The organism is Acinetobacter sp. 226-1 (assembly GCF_030329325.1).
GTDB classification, from domain to species: domain Bacteria; phylum Pseudomonadota; class Gammaproteobacteria; order Pseudomonadales; family Moraxellaceae; genus Acinetobacter; species Acinetobacter sichuanensis.
The window spans coordinates 62,630-78,551 of record NZ_JACANU010000006.1 but is presented as its reverse complement, the minus strand read 5'-3'; the positions used below and the strand labels follow the sequence as shown (position 1 = coordinate 78,551).

The 15,922-nt window shown below is 37.3% G+C and carries 14 protein-coding genes; 6 read left to right on the top strand and 8 right to left on the bottom strand.

The features are described 5' to 3' along the window. Positions 1–11: 11 nt before the first annotated feature. On the bottom strand, positions 12–2,057 hold the full coding sequence (gene recG, locus HX124_RS11285) for an ATP-dependent DNA helicase RecG (protein WP_286383164.1): 2,046 nt from the start codon (positions 2,055–2,057) through the stop codon (positions 12–14). A 59-nt stretch (positions 2,058–2,116) separates the two neighbouring features. On the opposite strand from recG, the gene HX124_RS11280 reads away from it, so the two are divergent. Further along, positions 2,117–2,896 carry an NAD(P)H-binding protein gene (locus tag HX124_RS11280; RefSeq protein WP_286383163.1) on the top strand — a complete coding sequence of 260 codons (780 nt, stop codon included), beginning with the start codon at positions 2,117–2,119 and terminating at the stop codon, positions 2,894–2,896. Between the two features lie 155 nt (positions 2,897–3,051). After that, positions 3,052–3,753: a hypothetical protein gene (locus tag HX124_RS11275; RefSeq protein WP_286383162.1), complete on the top strand. Its 702-nt coding sequence runs from the start codon at positions 3,052–3,054 to the stop codon at positions 3,751–3,753. A gap of 50 nt (positions 3,754–3,803) precedes the next feature. On the opposite strand, the gene plsB is transcribed toward HX124_RS11275, so the two are convergent. Next, on the bottom strand, positions 3,804–6,389 hold the full coding sequence (gene plsB / locus HX124_RS11270; RefSeq protein WP_286383161.1) for a glycerol-3-phosphate 1-O-acyltransferase PlsB: 2,586 nt from the start codon (positions 6,387–6,389) through the stop codon (positions 3,804–3,806). 290 nt (positions 6,390–6,679) lie between these two features. Between plsB and HX124_RS11265 the strand changes: the two genes are divergently transcribed. Together HX124_RS11265 and HX124_RS11260 are read left to right on the top strand one after the other, a co-directional pair. Continuing rightward, entirely contained in the window at positions 6,680–7,555 is an 876-nt protein-coding gene (locus HX124_RS11265) for an acyl-CoA thioesterase (RefSeq protein WP_107007566.1), read from the top strand. A 154-nt stretch (positions 7,556–7,709) separates the two neighbouring features. Continuing rightward, on the top strand, positions 7,710–8,957 hold the full coding sequence (locus tag HX124_RS11260) for a dicarboxylate/amino acid:cation symporter (RefSeq protein ID WP_286377543.1): 1,248 nt from the start codon (positions 7,710–7,712) through the stop codon (positions 8,955–8,957). Positions 8,958–8,959: 2 nt separating this feature from the next. On the opposite strand, the gene HX124_RS11255 is transcribed toward HX124_RS11260, so the two are convergent. From HX124_RS11255 to HX124_RS11230, 6 genes are all read right to left on the bottom strand, one after another. Continuing rightward, positions 8,960–9,490 (bottom strand): hemerythrin domain-containing protein, encoded by a 531-nt coding sequence (locus HX124_RS11255; RefSeq protein ID WP_286383160.1) that lies wholly within the window; start codon positions 9,488–9,490, stop codon positions 8,960–8,962. Positions 9,491–9,600: 110 nt separating this feature from the next. Beyond that, positions 9,601–10,545, bottom strand: a complete 945-nt coding sequence (locus HX124_RS11250) for a metal-dependent hydrolase (protein WP_286383159.1) — start codon at positions 10,543–10,545, stop codon at positions 9,601–9,603. A 130-nt stretch (positions 10,546–10,675) separates the two neighbouring features. Next, on the bottom strand, positions 10,676–11,512 hold the full coding sequence (gene yihA, locus HX124_RS11245) for a ribosome biogenesis GTP-binding protein YihA/YsxC (protein WP_107007570.1): 837 nt from the start codon (positions 11,510–11,512) through the stop codon (positions 10,676–10,678). Between the two features lie 150 nt (positions 11,513–11,662). Next, a complete protein-coding gene (locus HX124_RS11240) occupies positions 11,663–12,106 on the bottom strand; it encodes an RrF2 family transcriptional regulator (RefSeq protein WP_286383158.1) in 444 nt (147 codons plus the stop codon). A 125-nt stretch (positions 12,107–12,231) separates the two neighbouring features. Next, complete coding sequence (locus tag HX124_RS11235; RefSeq protein ID WP_286383157.1) at positions 12,232–12,996, bottom strand: globin domain-containing protein; 765 nt, start codon at positions 12,994–12,996, stop codon at positions 12,232–12,234. Positions 12,997–13,238: 242 nt separating this feature from the next. Beyond that, entirely contained in the window at positions 13,239–14,429 is a 1,191-nt protein-coding gene (locus HX124_RS11230) for a PLP-dependent transferase (RefSeq protein WP_286383156.1), read from the bottom strand. 175 nt (positions 14,430–14,604) lie between these two features. On the opposite strand from HX124_RS11230, the gene HX124_RS11225 reads away from it, so the two are divergent. Both HX124_RS11225 and rpsJ read left to right on the top strand, forming a co-directional pair. After that, entirely contained in the window at positions 14,605–15,330 is a 726-nt protein-coding gene (locus HX124_RS11225; protein ID WP_107007574.1) for a type 1 glutamine amidotransferase, read from the top strand. 272 nt (positions 15,331–15,602) lie between these two features. After that, a complete protein-coding gene (gene rpsJ / locus HX124_RS11220; RefSeq protein WP_004725677.1) occupies positions 15,603–15,914 on the top strand; it encodes a 30S ribosomal protein S10 in 312 nt (103 codons plus the stop codon). Positions 15,915–15,922 lie beyond the last annotated feature (8 nt).

The following is a 15,922-nucleotide window of genomic DNA, read 5'->3' as shown; positions in this document are numbered from 1 at the left end:
TAAGGAGGGATTTAAACATAAGCATATCTCGGTGCTTCAGGTAACCATCTTTTTAGCAATGCTTCTGCATTTTCAGGATAGTCTTTTAATACTTGGCTTGCGACATAATGTGCTTGATTGAGCAAATGATCATCTCGTTCAAGTTTGGCGACACGAAAGCCCATATCACCTGTTTGTTTGGTTCCAAGTAGTTCACCCGGACCACGAATTTCCAGATCTTTTTCGGCAATAATAAAACCGTCATTGGTTTCACGCATGATGCGTAAACGTTCCTGACCATTTTGCGACAGTGGATGCTTATAGAGCAGGGCACAGAAACTTGCCGTGGCACCACGTCCAACTCGTCCACGAAGCTGATGCAATTGTGAAAGCCCTAGACGCTCGGCATTTTCAATCACCATAATCGAAGCATTCGGCACATCGACACCGACCTCAATCACAGTTGTTGCAATTAAAAGCTGTAATTCATTGTCCTTGAACTGTTGCATGACCGCTTGCTTGTCATCAGCTTTCATTTTGCCATGCACAAGTCCAATATTCAGTTCAGGAAAACGCTCTTTAATTTCCGCATACGTGGCTTCGGCAGCTTGTGCATCCAATGTTTCCGACTGTTCGACGAGAGTACAAACCCAATAGGCTTGTTTGCCTTCAACACAGTTTTTGGCAATACGCTGTAAGACTTCTTCACGTCTGTCGAGTGGAATGGTCACAGTTTGAATCGTAGTACGACCGGGAGGAAGTTCATCAATCACTGAGGTATCTAAGTCGCCATAAGCAGACATTGCCAAAGTCCGTGGAATCGGTGTTGCTGTCATGACAAGTTGATGAGGCGTGGTATTGTCTACACCTTTATTGCGCAGTGCCAAACGCTGATCGACCCCAAAACGATGCTGTTCATCAATGATCACTAAACCCAATTTGGCAAATTCGACATTGTCCTGAAACAGTGCATGTGTACCAACAATGACATTTGCCGTACCGTCCTTAAGGGTCTGTTCGGCTGCCATTCGTGCTTTACCTTTTTGTTTGCCTGAAAGCCACGACACATTTAAACCCAATGGTTCAAACCATTTTTTAAAGTTCAGATAATGCTGCTCTGCTAAAATCTCAGTCGGTGCCATCAGTGCCACTTGCCAACCTTCTTCCAAAGCATGACAGGCGGCAACACCTGCAATCAAGGTTTTTCCTGCGCCGACATCACCTTGTACTAAACGCAACATCGGTTTATTTTGTTTTAAATCTTTGGCAATTTCATTCGACACACGTTTTTGAGCATTGGTCATTTCAAAAGGTAAACTTGCCAATAACTGTTTGGCAAATGTTTTACTGGCTGAAAATGACGGTGCTGCAATTTGCTGAATATACGCTCGTCGTGTGAGTAAACTGATTTGATGCGCCACCAATTCTTCAAAAATTAGGCGTTGCTGTGCAGGGTGTGAACCTTGCGACAATTGCAACATATTGGCATCCACAGGCGGATGGTGAATATATTCAAGCGCTTGTTTCATGGCATAGCCATTGGTAAATTTCTCAGGCAAGAGTTCAGGTAGGTCATCGGCATGATGATTGAGTGCTTGTTTGACATATTCACGTAGTTTAGGTTGGGTCAAACCCTCAGTTGCAGGGTAAATCGCTGTGAGTTCGGTCTGAGGTAAAGGTGTATGTTCTGTAATGAGCTGTATTTCAGGATGATATAACTCTAAACCGCGTGCACCAACACGAACTTCACCAAAGATTCTTAAACGATTGCCTGCTTTGGCACGGTCTGTCAGTGCTTTATAAATATGATAAAAACGTAAGGTGACTTTGCCAAAATCATCCTGTAGCAAAATCGCCATCGATTTGCGCTTTCCGGGTGGCATGTCAATCGACTTGACCACGCCTTCCATAAGGTAGCTACGCCCAACCTGCAATTGGTTCATGGCAATGATCGTGCTACGATCTTCATAGTCACGTGGCAAATGAAACAGCAGGTCGTCTGTTGTGAAAATATTCAGTTTTTCAAGTAAAGCAGCGGCGGCATTGCCAACCCCTTGCAATTGATGGACGGCAGCCATGTCCCCTCTACTTAGGTTCTAGTGATCTTAATTGATCAGTTTTATGAATAGGTCATCTGATGCATATTCTATTTATCGGTTATGGTAAAACATCGCAGCGTGTTGCTAAACAATTATTTCAACAAGATCACCAAATTACCACAGTCAGCCGTAGTGCGAAAGAGGATGATTTTGCTGAACATTTGATTCAAGACATTCACCAATTAGATTTATCGCAGATTCAACCTGTCGATACAGCTTATGTTTTGCTTGCGCCATCTCGAAATACAACTTTAAGTTCTGTGGAAGCGTATCAGCAGACTTATGTGGATTCTATTCAGCCTATTGTAAATGCTTTAAAAAAGCATCCTGTAAAGAAAATTATCGTGGTGTCGTCTACACGTGTTTATGGTGAAAATAAAGGTGAAATGATCAATGATGATTCACCAACGATCCCAAGTGATGAGCAAGGGCATTTGCTGTTAAAAATGGAGCAATTATGGCAACAGGCTTATCCTGATGAATGTGTAATTGTACGTCCGACAGGGATTTATGGAACGTCTACAGCGAGAATGGTCAAATTGGCTGAAACCACAAAGACCTATCCAAATATTCATTGGTCAAATCGGATTCATATTGATGATCTTGCAAATTTCTTAGCGCATTTGCTTCACGTGGAACATCCTGAAAAATCATATATTTGTACCGATAATAAACCTCAACCTTTGCATGAGAAAATTTTAAAGATTCAGCGTGAGTTGGGTTTACCTGAGTTGGTTTTGGAAAGTGAGGGGGAGACAGGGAAGAAGATTTTTACTGAGTGGTTTAATCAATTGGGGGTGAGGTTTTGGGATAATTAAGTTACATAACTTTTTAAATTAATCTTACGAAGATATTTAACATTGATTAGAATATATTAAACGTGAGAAATATATGAAAACCTACACTATATTTAGATATCGCCTTTTTAGGTTTCTTTATTTTTTTTGATCAAATCTTTTAAAGGTTTTTAATTGTGTCTGATAATAATGAAAGTTACGATAATGATTATTTAGAGGTATCTAAACTTTACTTTTCTGTTGCTTATGATGAGTACAAAAGAGAATTGGATAGAAGTAAAGGCTTTGAAGAGAAAACAGGGCGTCTTTTAGTAGTTTTAAATCTATTAATTGTTGCTATTTTAGCTGTTTTCTTTTCCACTTCATTTGAGTCCTTATTTACTAGTCTTACATCAGGACTCAGAATTTTAGTTATTTTTTTATCATTCATTTTGATTAGTTTGATTTTTATTTCTTGGTGGCTTTTAATTACTGCATCTCATTTTACTAATGTACAACGTATAGCGATTGATGACAATTTCAGGCGTAATCTCTCCACTAAGACTGCTCCTGAAATGTATATATCTGTCGGTGATCAGTGTCGAGTTTGTATTGAGGAAACAGATAAAAGCTTAGAAAAATGTAAAATTCAACCTTTACATCAAAGCTTATTTTTTCTAAAGCTTTCAGTTATTACTTTATTAGGTTATTTTGTTTTAATCTTAGTTTTAAAGTTTGGTGCTATAAAAATGTCTGATCCTACAAACAATTCACAATCTCAACAAAAACCACTTCGTGAAGTTCCTGAATATAAGCCTGAACCTACAAGAAATGTTCAAGAGAATAATGTAAAACCGACAAATCGAGAGACTTTGATTGAGTCGCGAGAGAAAAAGTAATAATTTTTTCCTAACCCTCTCCTAAAAGAGGAGAGGGGATTTTCAAGGATTTACTTCTTCTTCCGTTTCAAACGCTTCTTCGCTTGCTGTGCAGCAACTGCATCTAACGCTTCTTTTAATTCTTCATCAGTAAACGAAGTAATGTGTTGAAGCATTTGCAAAGTCACATCATCCAGCACCAAGTTGGCATACTGTGCAACATTACGAAATTGCTCATCAAAAACAATCGAACCTTCATCATTTTTAGCAATATAACCTTGCTCAGTCAACACCTTGATAAAACTTTGGAACAACGCTTTATCAAAGAACTCAGGCGAGTTAAACTCATACAGCACAGACAAACGCTGCCCCAATAAATGACTCAAAACCTCAACTTGATTGGTTGAGATATTCCCCGAACCACGCTGTGTGATCAAAGCCAAAGTCATGTAATAACGTTCAAGACTCTGACGTACTGGTGCAGCCAATACCGCAAGCTGATTATGATCTTTCGAGTTTGGTGCAGGACTGAAAATAAAACCTTCATCATCAACAAAAATCAAATCTGCTTGCGCTAAAGCTTTGACGTATAGGCTGACTTGATCTTGAATCTCATCATCTTTCCATTTCAAGAACAATTCTGCTTTTAAGAACGGATAAAGTGTGCGAATCACATTGATCAAATCGCTATGACTGATTTTACCGTTATGTTCAACCAAAGCTGCAACAAGTGACGGTAAAACAAAAGCATGTAAAATATTATTGCGGAAATAAGTCAATAAAACAGCTTGGTTATCTGCAATGGCAATAATATCGCCAAGAACGTGTTGCACACGCTTAATCAATTTCAGTTTCAAACCATACGCAATGATTTCTTTGCCTGAAAGCGGTGTGACTTGCGTGCGACCATCATAAGGAATAGCAGTCAACAAATCACGATAGGTATCAAGTTGTTTAATGCAGATTTCTTCATCAAGTGTATGCTTCGGTGTTGCCAATAAAATTAACGACAACAATGAAACAGGGTTGATGACCACAGCACGGTTAATATTTTCCAAAATCATATGTGCTGAAGTATTTACAGCCGCTGAAACTTGATCTGGCACAGGGTCATCATTGTGCGCAATCTGAACTTGGTCTGCACCATGTGCTTTTAACATATCATCAAGGAAAACAGGCTCACCAAAATTGACATGTACTTTACCAAAAATACGTTCAATCTTTTTCAACGTCTGAATGATGCCAAAAATAGATTCGGACTCTTTCGGCTTACCATTCATTTCACCAACATAGGTTGCACCTTCCATCAAACGTTCATAACCAATATAAGTTGGTACAAATGCAATCGGTTTGGTTTTACCACGTAAATGACCATGCACGGTCATCGCTAACATGCCCGTTTTTGGTGGCAATAAACGACCAGTACGTGAACGTCCACCTTCAATAAAGTATTCCAAAGGCGTGTTACGAGAAAGGATGCTATATAGATATTCTTTAAAGACAGAGGTATACAATGCATTGCCACGGAATGATCGACGAATAAAGAATGCACCGCCACCACGCAGTAACTGCCCTACAAAAGGCATATTTAAATTATCACCCGCAGCGATATATGGCACCATCAAGCCACGTTTAAAGATCACATAAGACAATAACAAGTAGTCGATATGACTACGGTGACATGGCGTGTAAATGATTTCATAGTCTTTTGCCAGTTCACGTACAGTGCTAAAGTTATGTACTTCAACCCCGTCATAAAGTTGCGTCCATAAACGTGTCAGGGCAACTTCAGCAAAACGCACTGCTGAATAAGAATAATCCGAAGCAATTTCATTGACGAAACCAATCGCTTTACGTTCTGCTTCAATCATGCTGATTTTAGAGCGCACACTTTCTTTACGAATTGCATCTTGCACATCAGGTGACTTGATCAATGACAACATAACATTACGACGGTCTGACAAGTCAGGACCCAGAATCACTTCACGTTGACGATCTAAATAATCATTCAATTGATTGATAATATAAGTTGCAGGTGAAACATTTGGATGCTGCGTTTTTGCAAAGTTCACTAAGTCACGTAATGATTTGGCTTCATGAAACTCTAGGAACGACTGACGACCATGTACACCAATATTCATAAGCTGTTTGACTTTGCTTGGCGTTGCCCAAGTATCTGTAAATAACAGCTTAAACCAAGAGTCTTCTTTATCTGGTGAACGTCCCCAAAGTACAGTCACAGGAACCAATTCAATGTCTAATTCTGGATTTTGTTCTAAAGCATCAATTAAACGCAATAAACGTGGCGGAAATGGGTGAGATGGTGGATTAAAATAATTATTTTCATCTTGATGCTGCAAAAATAAAATAGCGGCTTTTTCACGATTTGAGCCTACTTGTACAGGATCAAGCGCTGGCGCTAACTTCAAACGACGTGTTTCACCATCGACGACCAAAGCATTACTACGTGAAAAGTTTTGTAGTACATAGCACACTATTTTTTGAGTTTTTACTTGCTCTATTTCAGTGTCTTTAGGTAAATTTTCTTTAGGTTGTACTTCCGTTGGAACCTCGCCAAGAACATGTGGAGTTACCACAAGGTCAAGTAACTTACTCGAAAGTTTACGATACATTTGACCAAAACCACTCTTGGACATACTTACTCCTAGCACATAAGAAATATGGCATTAAATAAAAAGCCAATATTTTCTTAATATTAGCCTTAAAACAAAATGATATTTTCTGATAAATCGTCACATCAGTGTTTAACTTTATCGTTAAAAATCGTATTTTTAGAAATGATAACAAAAAAAATAAGTGACGGCATTGTTTATGAATCTTTAGTCAATCAGACTGAAATTATGGCAGAATAACCCTCATTATCTGACATTTCAGGCATGTAATGAATTTTACTTCAGGGCAGCCCAAATAAGAATAGGTTTTTTATATGAATGCTTTAACCCAAGAGCTTGTTGATCTTTTAACACTTGAGAAGCTTGAAGAACATATTTTTCGTGGGCAAAGTCGTAATCTTGTAGGCAAACGTGTGTTTGGTGGGCAAGTTTTAGGACAGGCTTTACGTGCAGCTTCTTATACAGCAGATCGTCCTGCGCATTCGATGCATGCTTATTTTCTATATGGTGGCGATATTAATGCACCGATCATTTATGAAGTAGACAAGTTACGTGATGGTAAAAGTTTCTTAAGTCGCCAAGTTCGTGCCATTCAACATGGTCGTACTATTTTTTCAGCAATGATTTCATTTGCAACGCCAGAGGATGGTTTAAATTATCAAGTCAATGAACCAGATTATCCTCGACCTGATGACTTAAAATCTGAACAAGAGTTAAAAGAAAATTTAATTAACTTTATTCCTGAAAATATTCGCACAGCTTTTATGCGTCCACGACAAATTGATATTAAGCCGATTAATATTAGTAACCCATTTCAGCCACAACCTGAAGCGCCATCAAATGCTTTCTATATGAAAACCTATGAAAAGCTGCCGCCAGAACTTGCGGACGATGTAGCGTTAAATCAAGCGATCGTTGCATTTTATTCAGATTATTCTTTTATGGTGACAGCGCTACGACCTCATGGTGTCAATTATTTAACACCGAGTATTCAAATTGCGAGTATTGATCATGCGATTTATTTCCATAAACCTGTGAAAGCAGATGAGTGGATGCTTTACGATATGGATGCAACTGTGACAGCAAGCTCTCGAGGCTTAAATCATGGTCGTATGTGGCAAAATGGTCAGCTTGTATGTAGCACGACTCAGGAAGGCTTAATGCGTATGCGTGAAATTGAGCAACGTTAAAATCGAGTGAGCGAAATAACAAAATCATAAAAGAAAGCCATCTGAAAAGGTGGCTTTGTGATTTTTATACTGAGCTTGTCACAAAAAAATGCTCGATTCATAAAAGTATCAATGGCATATTGCCCAATAAGGAAGAATTAAATAGTCAGTATAGATGAGCCTAAACACACAAATTTTAATCGCTGCCATTTTAGGTATCGCATTTGGATTTTTACTCAATCAATTTCCAAGTACGCAGTTTTTTGATGCCAGTATTTACGGCTTAGGGATTGCCAGTAGTATTTTTATTGGTTTGTTAAAAATGCTGTTAATTCCCCTGATTTTTAGCTCAATAGTTGTTGGTGTTTCTAATCTTCAGGCAGGCGGACAACTGAGTCGAACATGGAAAATCACTTTAGCGTGTTGTGTAACAACAACGACTTTGGCTTTAATTCTTGGAATCAGTTGTGCGCATCTATTTGATGTTGGAAAAGGGGTAGATATTGCTTTATTTCAAGATGCAATGAATCAACACCAAACACCCGATACCTTAACAGCCAGTTCTTTTTTTACGAATTTTATTCAAAATACCCTCATTAATCCATTCAAGGCATTTGCAGAAGGGAATGTGCTTGCAGTGGTATTATTTGCATTACTCCTTGGTGTTGCTCTGGTCAAAGGTGGAGAGCGTTTTAAGGGCATCAGACAACTGAGTACACAGTTTTTTGAAGTGATGATGATGATGGTCGGATGGGTAATGAAACTCGCACCGATTGGGATTTTTGCATTACTCGCAAAATTGATTTCTACAGAAGATATTTCAATATTAAGTCGTTTAGCTGAATTTGCGGCTGTCGTGACGGGAACAACTATTTTTCATGGCGCGGTTGTTTTGCCTTTATTGTTGTGGATTTTTGGAAAAATGAATCCTATTACCTTTTTTAAGGGAACACGTACCGCTTTGATTACGGCATTTGCAACCAGTTCCAGTTCAGCGACGATGCCTTTATCCATGAAGTGCGCGCAGGAAAATTTAGGTGTAAGACCACAAACTGCAGGCTTTGTGATTCCTCTGGGTACACAGTTAAATATGGATGGTACTGCTTTATATGAAGCTGCTGCGGCTTTATTTATTGCAAATCTGATGGGGTTGGATTTAAGTTTAGGGCAGCAAGTTATTGTTTGTTTGACAGCAATGATCGCATCTCTAGGTGCGCCCGGTATTCCAAGTGCAGGTATGGTGACGATGATCATGGTCTTACAATCTGTAGGGTTACCTGCGGAAGCAATCGCAATTTTATTACCCATAGATCGCTTATTGGATACAGTAAGAACTGTAGTGAATGTGCAAGGAGATATGATGATTAGTGTGGTGGTTGATCACCACACTAAAGCATTAGAAAATACATCTACTTCGGGTTAAAACTAAAAAGATGGTTGGTAAAGTGGATATAATTGATCCTCTTTACCACTTATACGTTGTGTCAGAACCTGACCAATCACTAAATATTCTTTTTGAAAGAGTGCAACGTTTGTATCGGAAACTGTTTCATTTTGCCATTTTTTTATAAATGTAATAAGTTGCTGGGAAATATGGTGCATATCCTCTTTATACATTTTAACAAAATCTAGATAGTCAGGTTGGTTGGAAAACTGTTGTTCAAGATAGCTATAAAAATTCATATCCTCTTGTGTAATATGATGCTGCAAATCTGTATTTAAGATATTTATTAATGATGCAACTTCTTCATATTGCTTTGACTTCAAAGATTTTTCGATTTGTTTGTAAACCTTGATGAGTTTTTGATGACTATCTTTTAATGATGGAATTAAGTGCGTGCAATAACTCACTGTATGAGAGTTGAGTGTGGTTGAAAATGATGATGGAGTTGATTTTAATGATTTTCCTAAAAGTTTTTGAAAGAATAGGTAAACCAGTTGAAGTAATTTTTTCATTAGAAGTCTTCTTATTGTAAGTAGTAATTTTTAAGTTTAATTAAATAATAATATTTTTATTAGAAAGAGTCAAAAGCCATACGTCGAGTATGGCTATTTTTTACAAGAAATTAAGCGACTTTAGGTAAAGCACGTTTTGCTGCTGGAGATTGATCTAAATATGCAATAGCATCTTCAGTTTTAGCTTCGTGTACTGGATCATACCAAGGCATTAAATAACCAAGTTGTTGAGAAACTAACCATAAAGGGTGTGGCATAAGGCGATTATCTGCTTGAGCGATTTTTGCCCACTCACGCCAAATCCATGGTTTGTATACAGCAGGTTTTTTGTCTGCAAAACGTGGATCTTGTCCCATGATATGTGCTGCACCATCTACCCATAAACCAAGAACAGCAGCAATTACGATCACACTTTGATAATAACGAGAAATATATCCACCACCTAAGTGACGATACAAATCAAATGCAACAGTACGATGTTCGATTTCTTCTGCACCATGCCATTTAACAAGATCAAGCATGTTAGGATCGGCACCTAGTTGTTCCCACTTTTTATTATAAAGAACATACTTACCAAGTACACAAGTCATGTGTTCAACAGTTGCTACGATACCTAAACGGAATAAATCCCACTGATGTTCTAATGCTGTAGGAATATTTAAGCCTAAAGGTTTGTCTGCTAAGAGTTTTCCAAATAGAAAATCCATCACATCTAGGTTACGTTGGATATCAATATTACGAACAGTTAAATATTCTTTATTCGCAGAAACATGGGCTTGAGCATGCATTGCTTCTTGGCGAATAAATGCACGTACATCTTCTGCTAACTTTTCATCTGTAATTTTAGGTAAAACACGGTTGTATAAGCGGCAGAACCAAAATTCACCCGCAGGTAAAATATTATTAATTTCATTTACAAAATAGCTAACAAAAGGCTGAGTGGGAATCCAGTCAAGAGGAGTTTCTTGCCATTCAAATTTCACTTTACGTGGTTTGATATGATACTGAATAGACGATCCAATCTTACTGTTCTTTAATCGAGATAATAACTTCATCACAGTGTCCTAATTTTTCTTTCGTGATTTCACACTTTTCTTTAGTATAAAAAAATGTCCCGAATTGTTATTAGCAATTTAGGACATTCCAATATCAATTTGTGATGAATTTGGTCAGACAATCACAAATTTATTCTGTTTTATCTGAATCTGATATTAAGGGTTGTTGTTCAGATATTTCGTTTTGCTCTAATTCTAAGTCAGATTCGGATGCTTCAGGAATGCTGTCTAGATCAAAGCCTGTCGGGTTGTCCAGAGTAAAGTTTAAACGACCACCCATAACACTGGCAAGCTCTTCTAGACCTTGTTTGTTTAAAGAAGAAAAAAGTTGAATTGAAAAGTTAAGTTTCATCTTTTTCAATTCTTGTTTTACATCTAATAATGCTTGATGAGCAGGACCGCGATTAAGCTTATCAGATTTGGTTAACAACACATGGACAAATAATTGACGTGAATAAGCCCACTCTAACATCATGACATCAAAATGTTGTAAAGGATGGCGAATATCCATGAGCAAAATCAAACCTTGTAAGCTTTGACGATGAATCAAATAATTTTCAAGTTCTTTTTGCCAAACAATTTTCATTGCCTCGGGTACAGCTGCATAGCCATAACCAGGTAAATCGACCAGACGTTGATTTGGATTTCCTAAACTAAAAAAGTTGATCATTTGTGTACGACCAGGTTTTTTAGAAGCGCGAGCGAGTTGCTTTTGATTGGTAATAGCATTAATTGCGCTGGATTTTCCAGCATTCGAGCGCCCTGCGAAAGCAACTTCATAGCCTGTATCTTCTACGCACAAATCCAGTTTTGGTGCACTCATTAAAAATTCAGCTTTACGCAACCAATTTAATGCAATGGCTGAGTATTCAGAAACAACTGAGTCTACCTTTTTTTCGTAGCTAATTTTCTGCCGAGGAGCACTTGCTGTTTTACTATTTTTCGACTTTCCACTGCTGCGATGCATAATTCAACTTCAAACTAAAAATTGGATACTAGTATAAATGATCAGAGTGCTTCTGACGAATTTATGCGTGTAAATTAAGAAATCAACCTGAAATATAACCGTGAAATTTACAATTAAAAATATTCGAAAAGATAGAAAATTAATCTTTGATTAGAGTTGAATGAGTTCTATAGGAGAGTGCTGAGATTTAACTGCACCTTGTGAGCGAGCAACAACATCTGCGATGGTGTATTGGTCTAGAACTTGATAAAAATGTTCAACGGCATCATCTAAAATACCTTTTAAACCACAACGACTTCTCAAAACACAGGGCGGAGTATTACATTCAACGATGGGTGCTTCACCTTGTAAAATACGTACCATTGCCCCAAGTTGACAAGTGTATACATTTGGATCTAAACGAATTCCACCACCTTTACCACGTGTTGTGGTCAGCCAGTTTTGCTTTGCCATAAAATGAACAATTTTGACTAAGTGATTTTCTGAAACTTGTAAATCTTTGGCGATCTCAGCAATAGTGTAGGGCGTGTCTTTGGGTTTTGAGACGTAAAGGACTAGGCGAAGTGCATAATCAGTAAACTTATTTAACTGCATAACGCTTTCAATGAATGAACTTAAAGCTATGTTAGCTTGAAACTTATTGAAATGAAAAGTACTTAAAAATAAATCAGACTAAATAGGTCAACTTTTACATTGACCTATCATTATATAAGCGTATTTTAGCCTTTTAATGGTGCGGTGACTTGTACGGTATCGCCAACTTTATAATGATCTAGCAAAATATTGGCGACTGAAAACTCGGTTGGTGTTTCAACAGATTTAGCCTCAATTTGATATTCAGAATTATTTTGAGCTTCTGAAAAAACAAACTGTTGAGGTTGTTGGATTTCGTGATTTGGCACTTGAACTTTCACTGAAATATAAGATTTTTCTTCAGCAGTTGGAATTGGCTGATGATCTTGTGCTTTCAATGTAAATTTCTTACCAGTTTCTGTTGCTTCTATTGCTGTAATTTCAAATGGACGCCAACCCGACCAGCCACCATTTTGCTGTGCTAAGCCTTCATATTTATTTTTTTCAGTTTGAATTAAAATATCAGCGAGTTGTAAATAAGCTTCTTTCCAAGCCGCAATTAAATCCGATTCAAAAGGAACATTTAACACTTCACTGATAGAGTGTAAGAGGTTGTCACCAACAATGGCATATTGGTCAGCTTGAATGTTGAGGCTAACATGTTTTGTGGTGATATGCTCAATCGCTTTCGCTAAAACACTAGGATTTTCAATATGTTCAGCATAAGCCAGTACCGCTGCTGCTAAGGCACGAGGTTGACGCCCAGAGCTTTGATGATCCATATTAAAAACATTTTTTAGCTCAGGATGGTTGGCTAACATTCTGTTATAAAAATATTGAGTAAGTGCAACACCATTTTCACGAAGCACAGGTACAGTCGCTTTAACAAGTTCGATATGTTCTGGAGTCATGGCTAGACCTTTTTAATCTGGCTTTATAAGATGTATTTAAAATATATCTTTATGAATAAAATTGCAATACCGAGATAAATAAAAAAATTATTGAGACAAACTAGAGAGTAATAAAAAATATTATTTAATCAATATTTATCGTTATTTTGTGTTGTAAATAAATTGATTATTGAATTATTTTTAATATATGTGTGAAATGAAAAATAGACCCTCATAAGGGTCTATTTGTTTGCTAAGTTAAATTAAATCAAAGAATTTAGCGCATATTGAATATCTTGAATTAAATCTTCAGCATCTTCTAAGCCAATACAGAAACGTACCAAAATACCATTTTGTAAATGAGAATGTTTCAGTTGACGCATTTGATTGAGTTGATAAAGCATCACTAAGCTAACAGGACCACCCCAGCTAAAACCCAGTTTAAATAATTGTAAATGGTCACAAAATTTACGAATAGCTTGGATATCATATTCAGGTTTGAAAATTACACTCACTAAACCTGCACTTTGTTCAGTTTGACAAGTTTCTTTCCAATATTGATGGCTAATATTATCAGGGTCGGCAGGGTGTAAAACTTGTGCAAAAATATCTTGGGTTTTTAACCATGTTAAAATTTTTAGGGCTGTTTGTGCTTGATGTTGATAGCGAATTTGCATTGAAGCTAAACTACGCTGTACTTGTGCTGCATCATCCCCTGAAATGGCAATCCCCTGAATCGCATGTATGCGAAATAATTCATGATGGAGTTTTGGGTTTTGAGTCACGACAGAACCCATTAAAATATCGCCACCACCACTTGGATATTTAGTGAGAGCATGAACTGAAATGTCAACAGATAAATGTTCATTGCTAAAATCAAAAGCATTAAATGCTAGACCTGCTCCCCAAGTATTATCTAAAGCAGTCAGTATATTTTTTTCTTTGGCTTTTTTTACGAGGTTGATGAGGTCTGGAAATTCTAAAGTTACAGAGCCAGCGGCTTCTAACCAAATGAGTTTTGCGTTTTGGCTAGGTTGAAATGTACTGGCATCAATTGGATTATAGACTTTGACAATAATTCCATAGCGCGTTTCAAGATTGCGTAAATGCTCCATATTTGGACCATAAATATTATCGGCAACCCAGACTTCATCACCATGTCCTAAAAAACATGAATTCACCAGATTAATTGCCGATAAGCCACTGGGCGCCAGTAAGCAATATTTTCCCCCTTCGATTTGAGCAATATTGTCACCTAAAGTAAATGTTGTTGGTGTGCCATGTGTGCCATAACTATAGTCATATTCATCCGTCCAATGGCGATTAAATAGTGCATTTGTATCTTTGAAAATAATCGTGGATGCACGAAATAGGGGAGGTTGTACTGTATCTATATATTGAGGTGCTTTGCGTGGTGCATGAATAAGTGAAGTTTGAAAGTTTTTTTGGTTCATCATGAGTCTCAAATAAATAAAAAAATTAATCTAAGCAAAACATAACGATTTGTAGGGTGAAAGCAAATATTTGTGAAAAAATAATTTTTAAAATGGTGGTTGGCTTCCTTTTTGCATCACAGTATCTAGATTTTGACTTGATTGAATAAACGATACTACAAAAATAGGTGATCCCATGAAAAAACTTAAAGTTCACTATTTTCAGCATATTACAGGTGAAGGTTTTGGTAGTTGTTATGATTATTTAAAATCATTAAATGCAGAAATTACAGCGACAGAGTTTTTTGCACTTCCTAAAGATTTTCATTTAGACATTGATGCTTTACCTCATATTGATGATGTCGATTTACTCATTATTATGGGAGGAGAAATGAGCGTAAATGATGAAGTTAATTATCCTTGGTTAAAAATAGAAAAACGTTGGATTCGACGTTATTTGGCTGCATTTAAACCTGCGATTGGTTTATGTTTGGGTGGGCAGCTCATTGCAAATGCGTTAGGTGCAAATGTGTATCGAAATACAATGCAAGAATTAGGATGGACGACTGTTTATAAAAGTGCAGCAATACCTGAATTTTGCTTTCAATTGCCTTTAGTGATGCAAGTGATGCAATGGCATAGTGAAACTTTTGATATTCCCAAAGGTGCTATTCGTTTGGCTGAAAATAATGTTTGTGCGAATCAAGTGTATCAAATTGGGAAAAATGTCATTGGTTTTCAGTTTCACCCAGAAATCACGCCCCAGAGCTTAGAAATTTTTATTGAACATGAAGAAGATCAGCAAGTTTTTCAAGGGCAATATGTACAGGCTTTGGACTATTTGAAAACCTCCCAAAAAAATGATTTTGAGCAGGGTCGACAACTTTTAAATCATGCAATTGATTATGTATTACAAACTTAATCGTTGAATAAAAAGCAAACACATTGATTCATATGTGTTATTTAAAAAATAAGGAAAAATGCTAAATATATTTGCTTAAGCGTTAAACAATCGTTATAATGGGCGACCCTTCGATGCGAAGGGTTGGATAGCGAAGAAAGTTATCCAGATCGTTACAGTCGTGGCATCGATCACGACCTTAGTGATTTTCACTGCTCTTGACACTTGCCTTTTTAGTGGGGTGAGATGCGTCAGGAGTGATTCTTTATATATTTGGCTTGGAGTTAACTGGTATGTCTAACCAGAGAATTCGTATCCGTCTTAAGTCTTTTGATCATCGTTTAATTGATCAATCTTCTCAAGAGATCGTAGAAACAGCAAAACGTACTGGCGCACAAGTGTGTGGTCCAATTCCGATGCCTACTCGCATCGAACGTTTCAACGTTTTAACATCACCACACGTTAACAAAGATGCGCGTGACCAATACGAGATCCGCACTTATAAACGTTTGATCGACATCGTTCAACCTACAGACAAAACTGTAGATGCATTGATGAAGTTGGATCTTGCAGCTGGTGTTGATGTTCAGATCGCATTGGGTTAAGACTTTCG

Coding starts and splice junctions, on each gene's coding strand:
- recG (WP_286383164.1), bottom strand. CDS start 2,057: ATGGCTGCCGTCCATCAATTGCAAGGGGTTGGCAATGCCGCCGCTGCT.
- HX124_RS11280 (WP_286383163.1), top strand. CDS start 2,117: ATGCATATTCTATTTATCGGTTATGGTAAAACATCGCAGCGTGTTGCT.
- plsB (WP_286383161.1), bottom strand. CDS start 6,389: ATGTCCAAGAGTGGTTTTGGTCAAATGTATCGTAAACTTTCGAGTAAG.
- HX124_RS11265 (WP_107007566.1), top strand. CDS start 6,680: ATGAATGCTTTAACCCAAGAGCTTGTTGATCTTTTAACACTTGAGAAG.
- HX124_RS11260 (WP_286377543.1), top strand. CDS start 7,710: ATGAGCCTAAACACACAAATTTTAATCGCTGCCATTTTAGGTATCGCA.
- HX124_RS11255 (WP_286383160.1), bottom strand. CDS start 9,490: ATGAAAAAATTACTTCAACTGGTTTACCTATTCTTTCAAAAACTTTTA.
- HX124_RS11250 (WP_286383159.1), bottom strand. CDS start 10,545: ATGAAGTTATTATCTCGATTAAAGAACAGTAAGATTGGATCGTCTATT.
- yihA (WP_107007570.1), bottom strand. CDS start 11,512: ATGCATCGCAGCAGTGGAAAGTCGAAAAATAGTAAAACAGCAAGTGCT.
- HX124_RS11240 (WP_286383158.1), bottom strand. CDS start 12,106: ATGCAGTTAAATAAGTTTACTGATTATGCACTTCGCCTAGTCCTTTAC.
- HX124_RS11235 (WP_286383157.1), bottom strand. CDS start 12,996: ATGACTCCAGAACATATCGAACTTGTTAAAGCGACTGTACCTGTGCTT.
- HX124_RS11230 (WP_286383156.1), bottom strand. CDS start 14,429: ATGAACCAAAAAAACTTTCAAACTTCACTTATTCATGCACCACGCAAA.
- HX124_RS11225 (WP_107007574.1), top strand. CDS start 14,605: ATGAAAAAACTTAAAGTTCACTATTTTCAGCATATTACAGGTGAAGGT.
- rpsJ (WP_004725677.1), top strand. CDS start 15,603: ATGTCTAACCAGAGAATTCGTATCCGTCTTAAGTCTTTTGATCATCGT.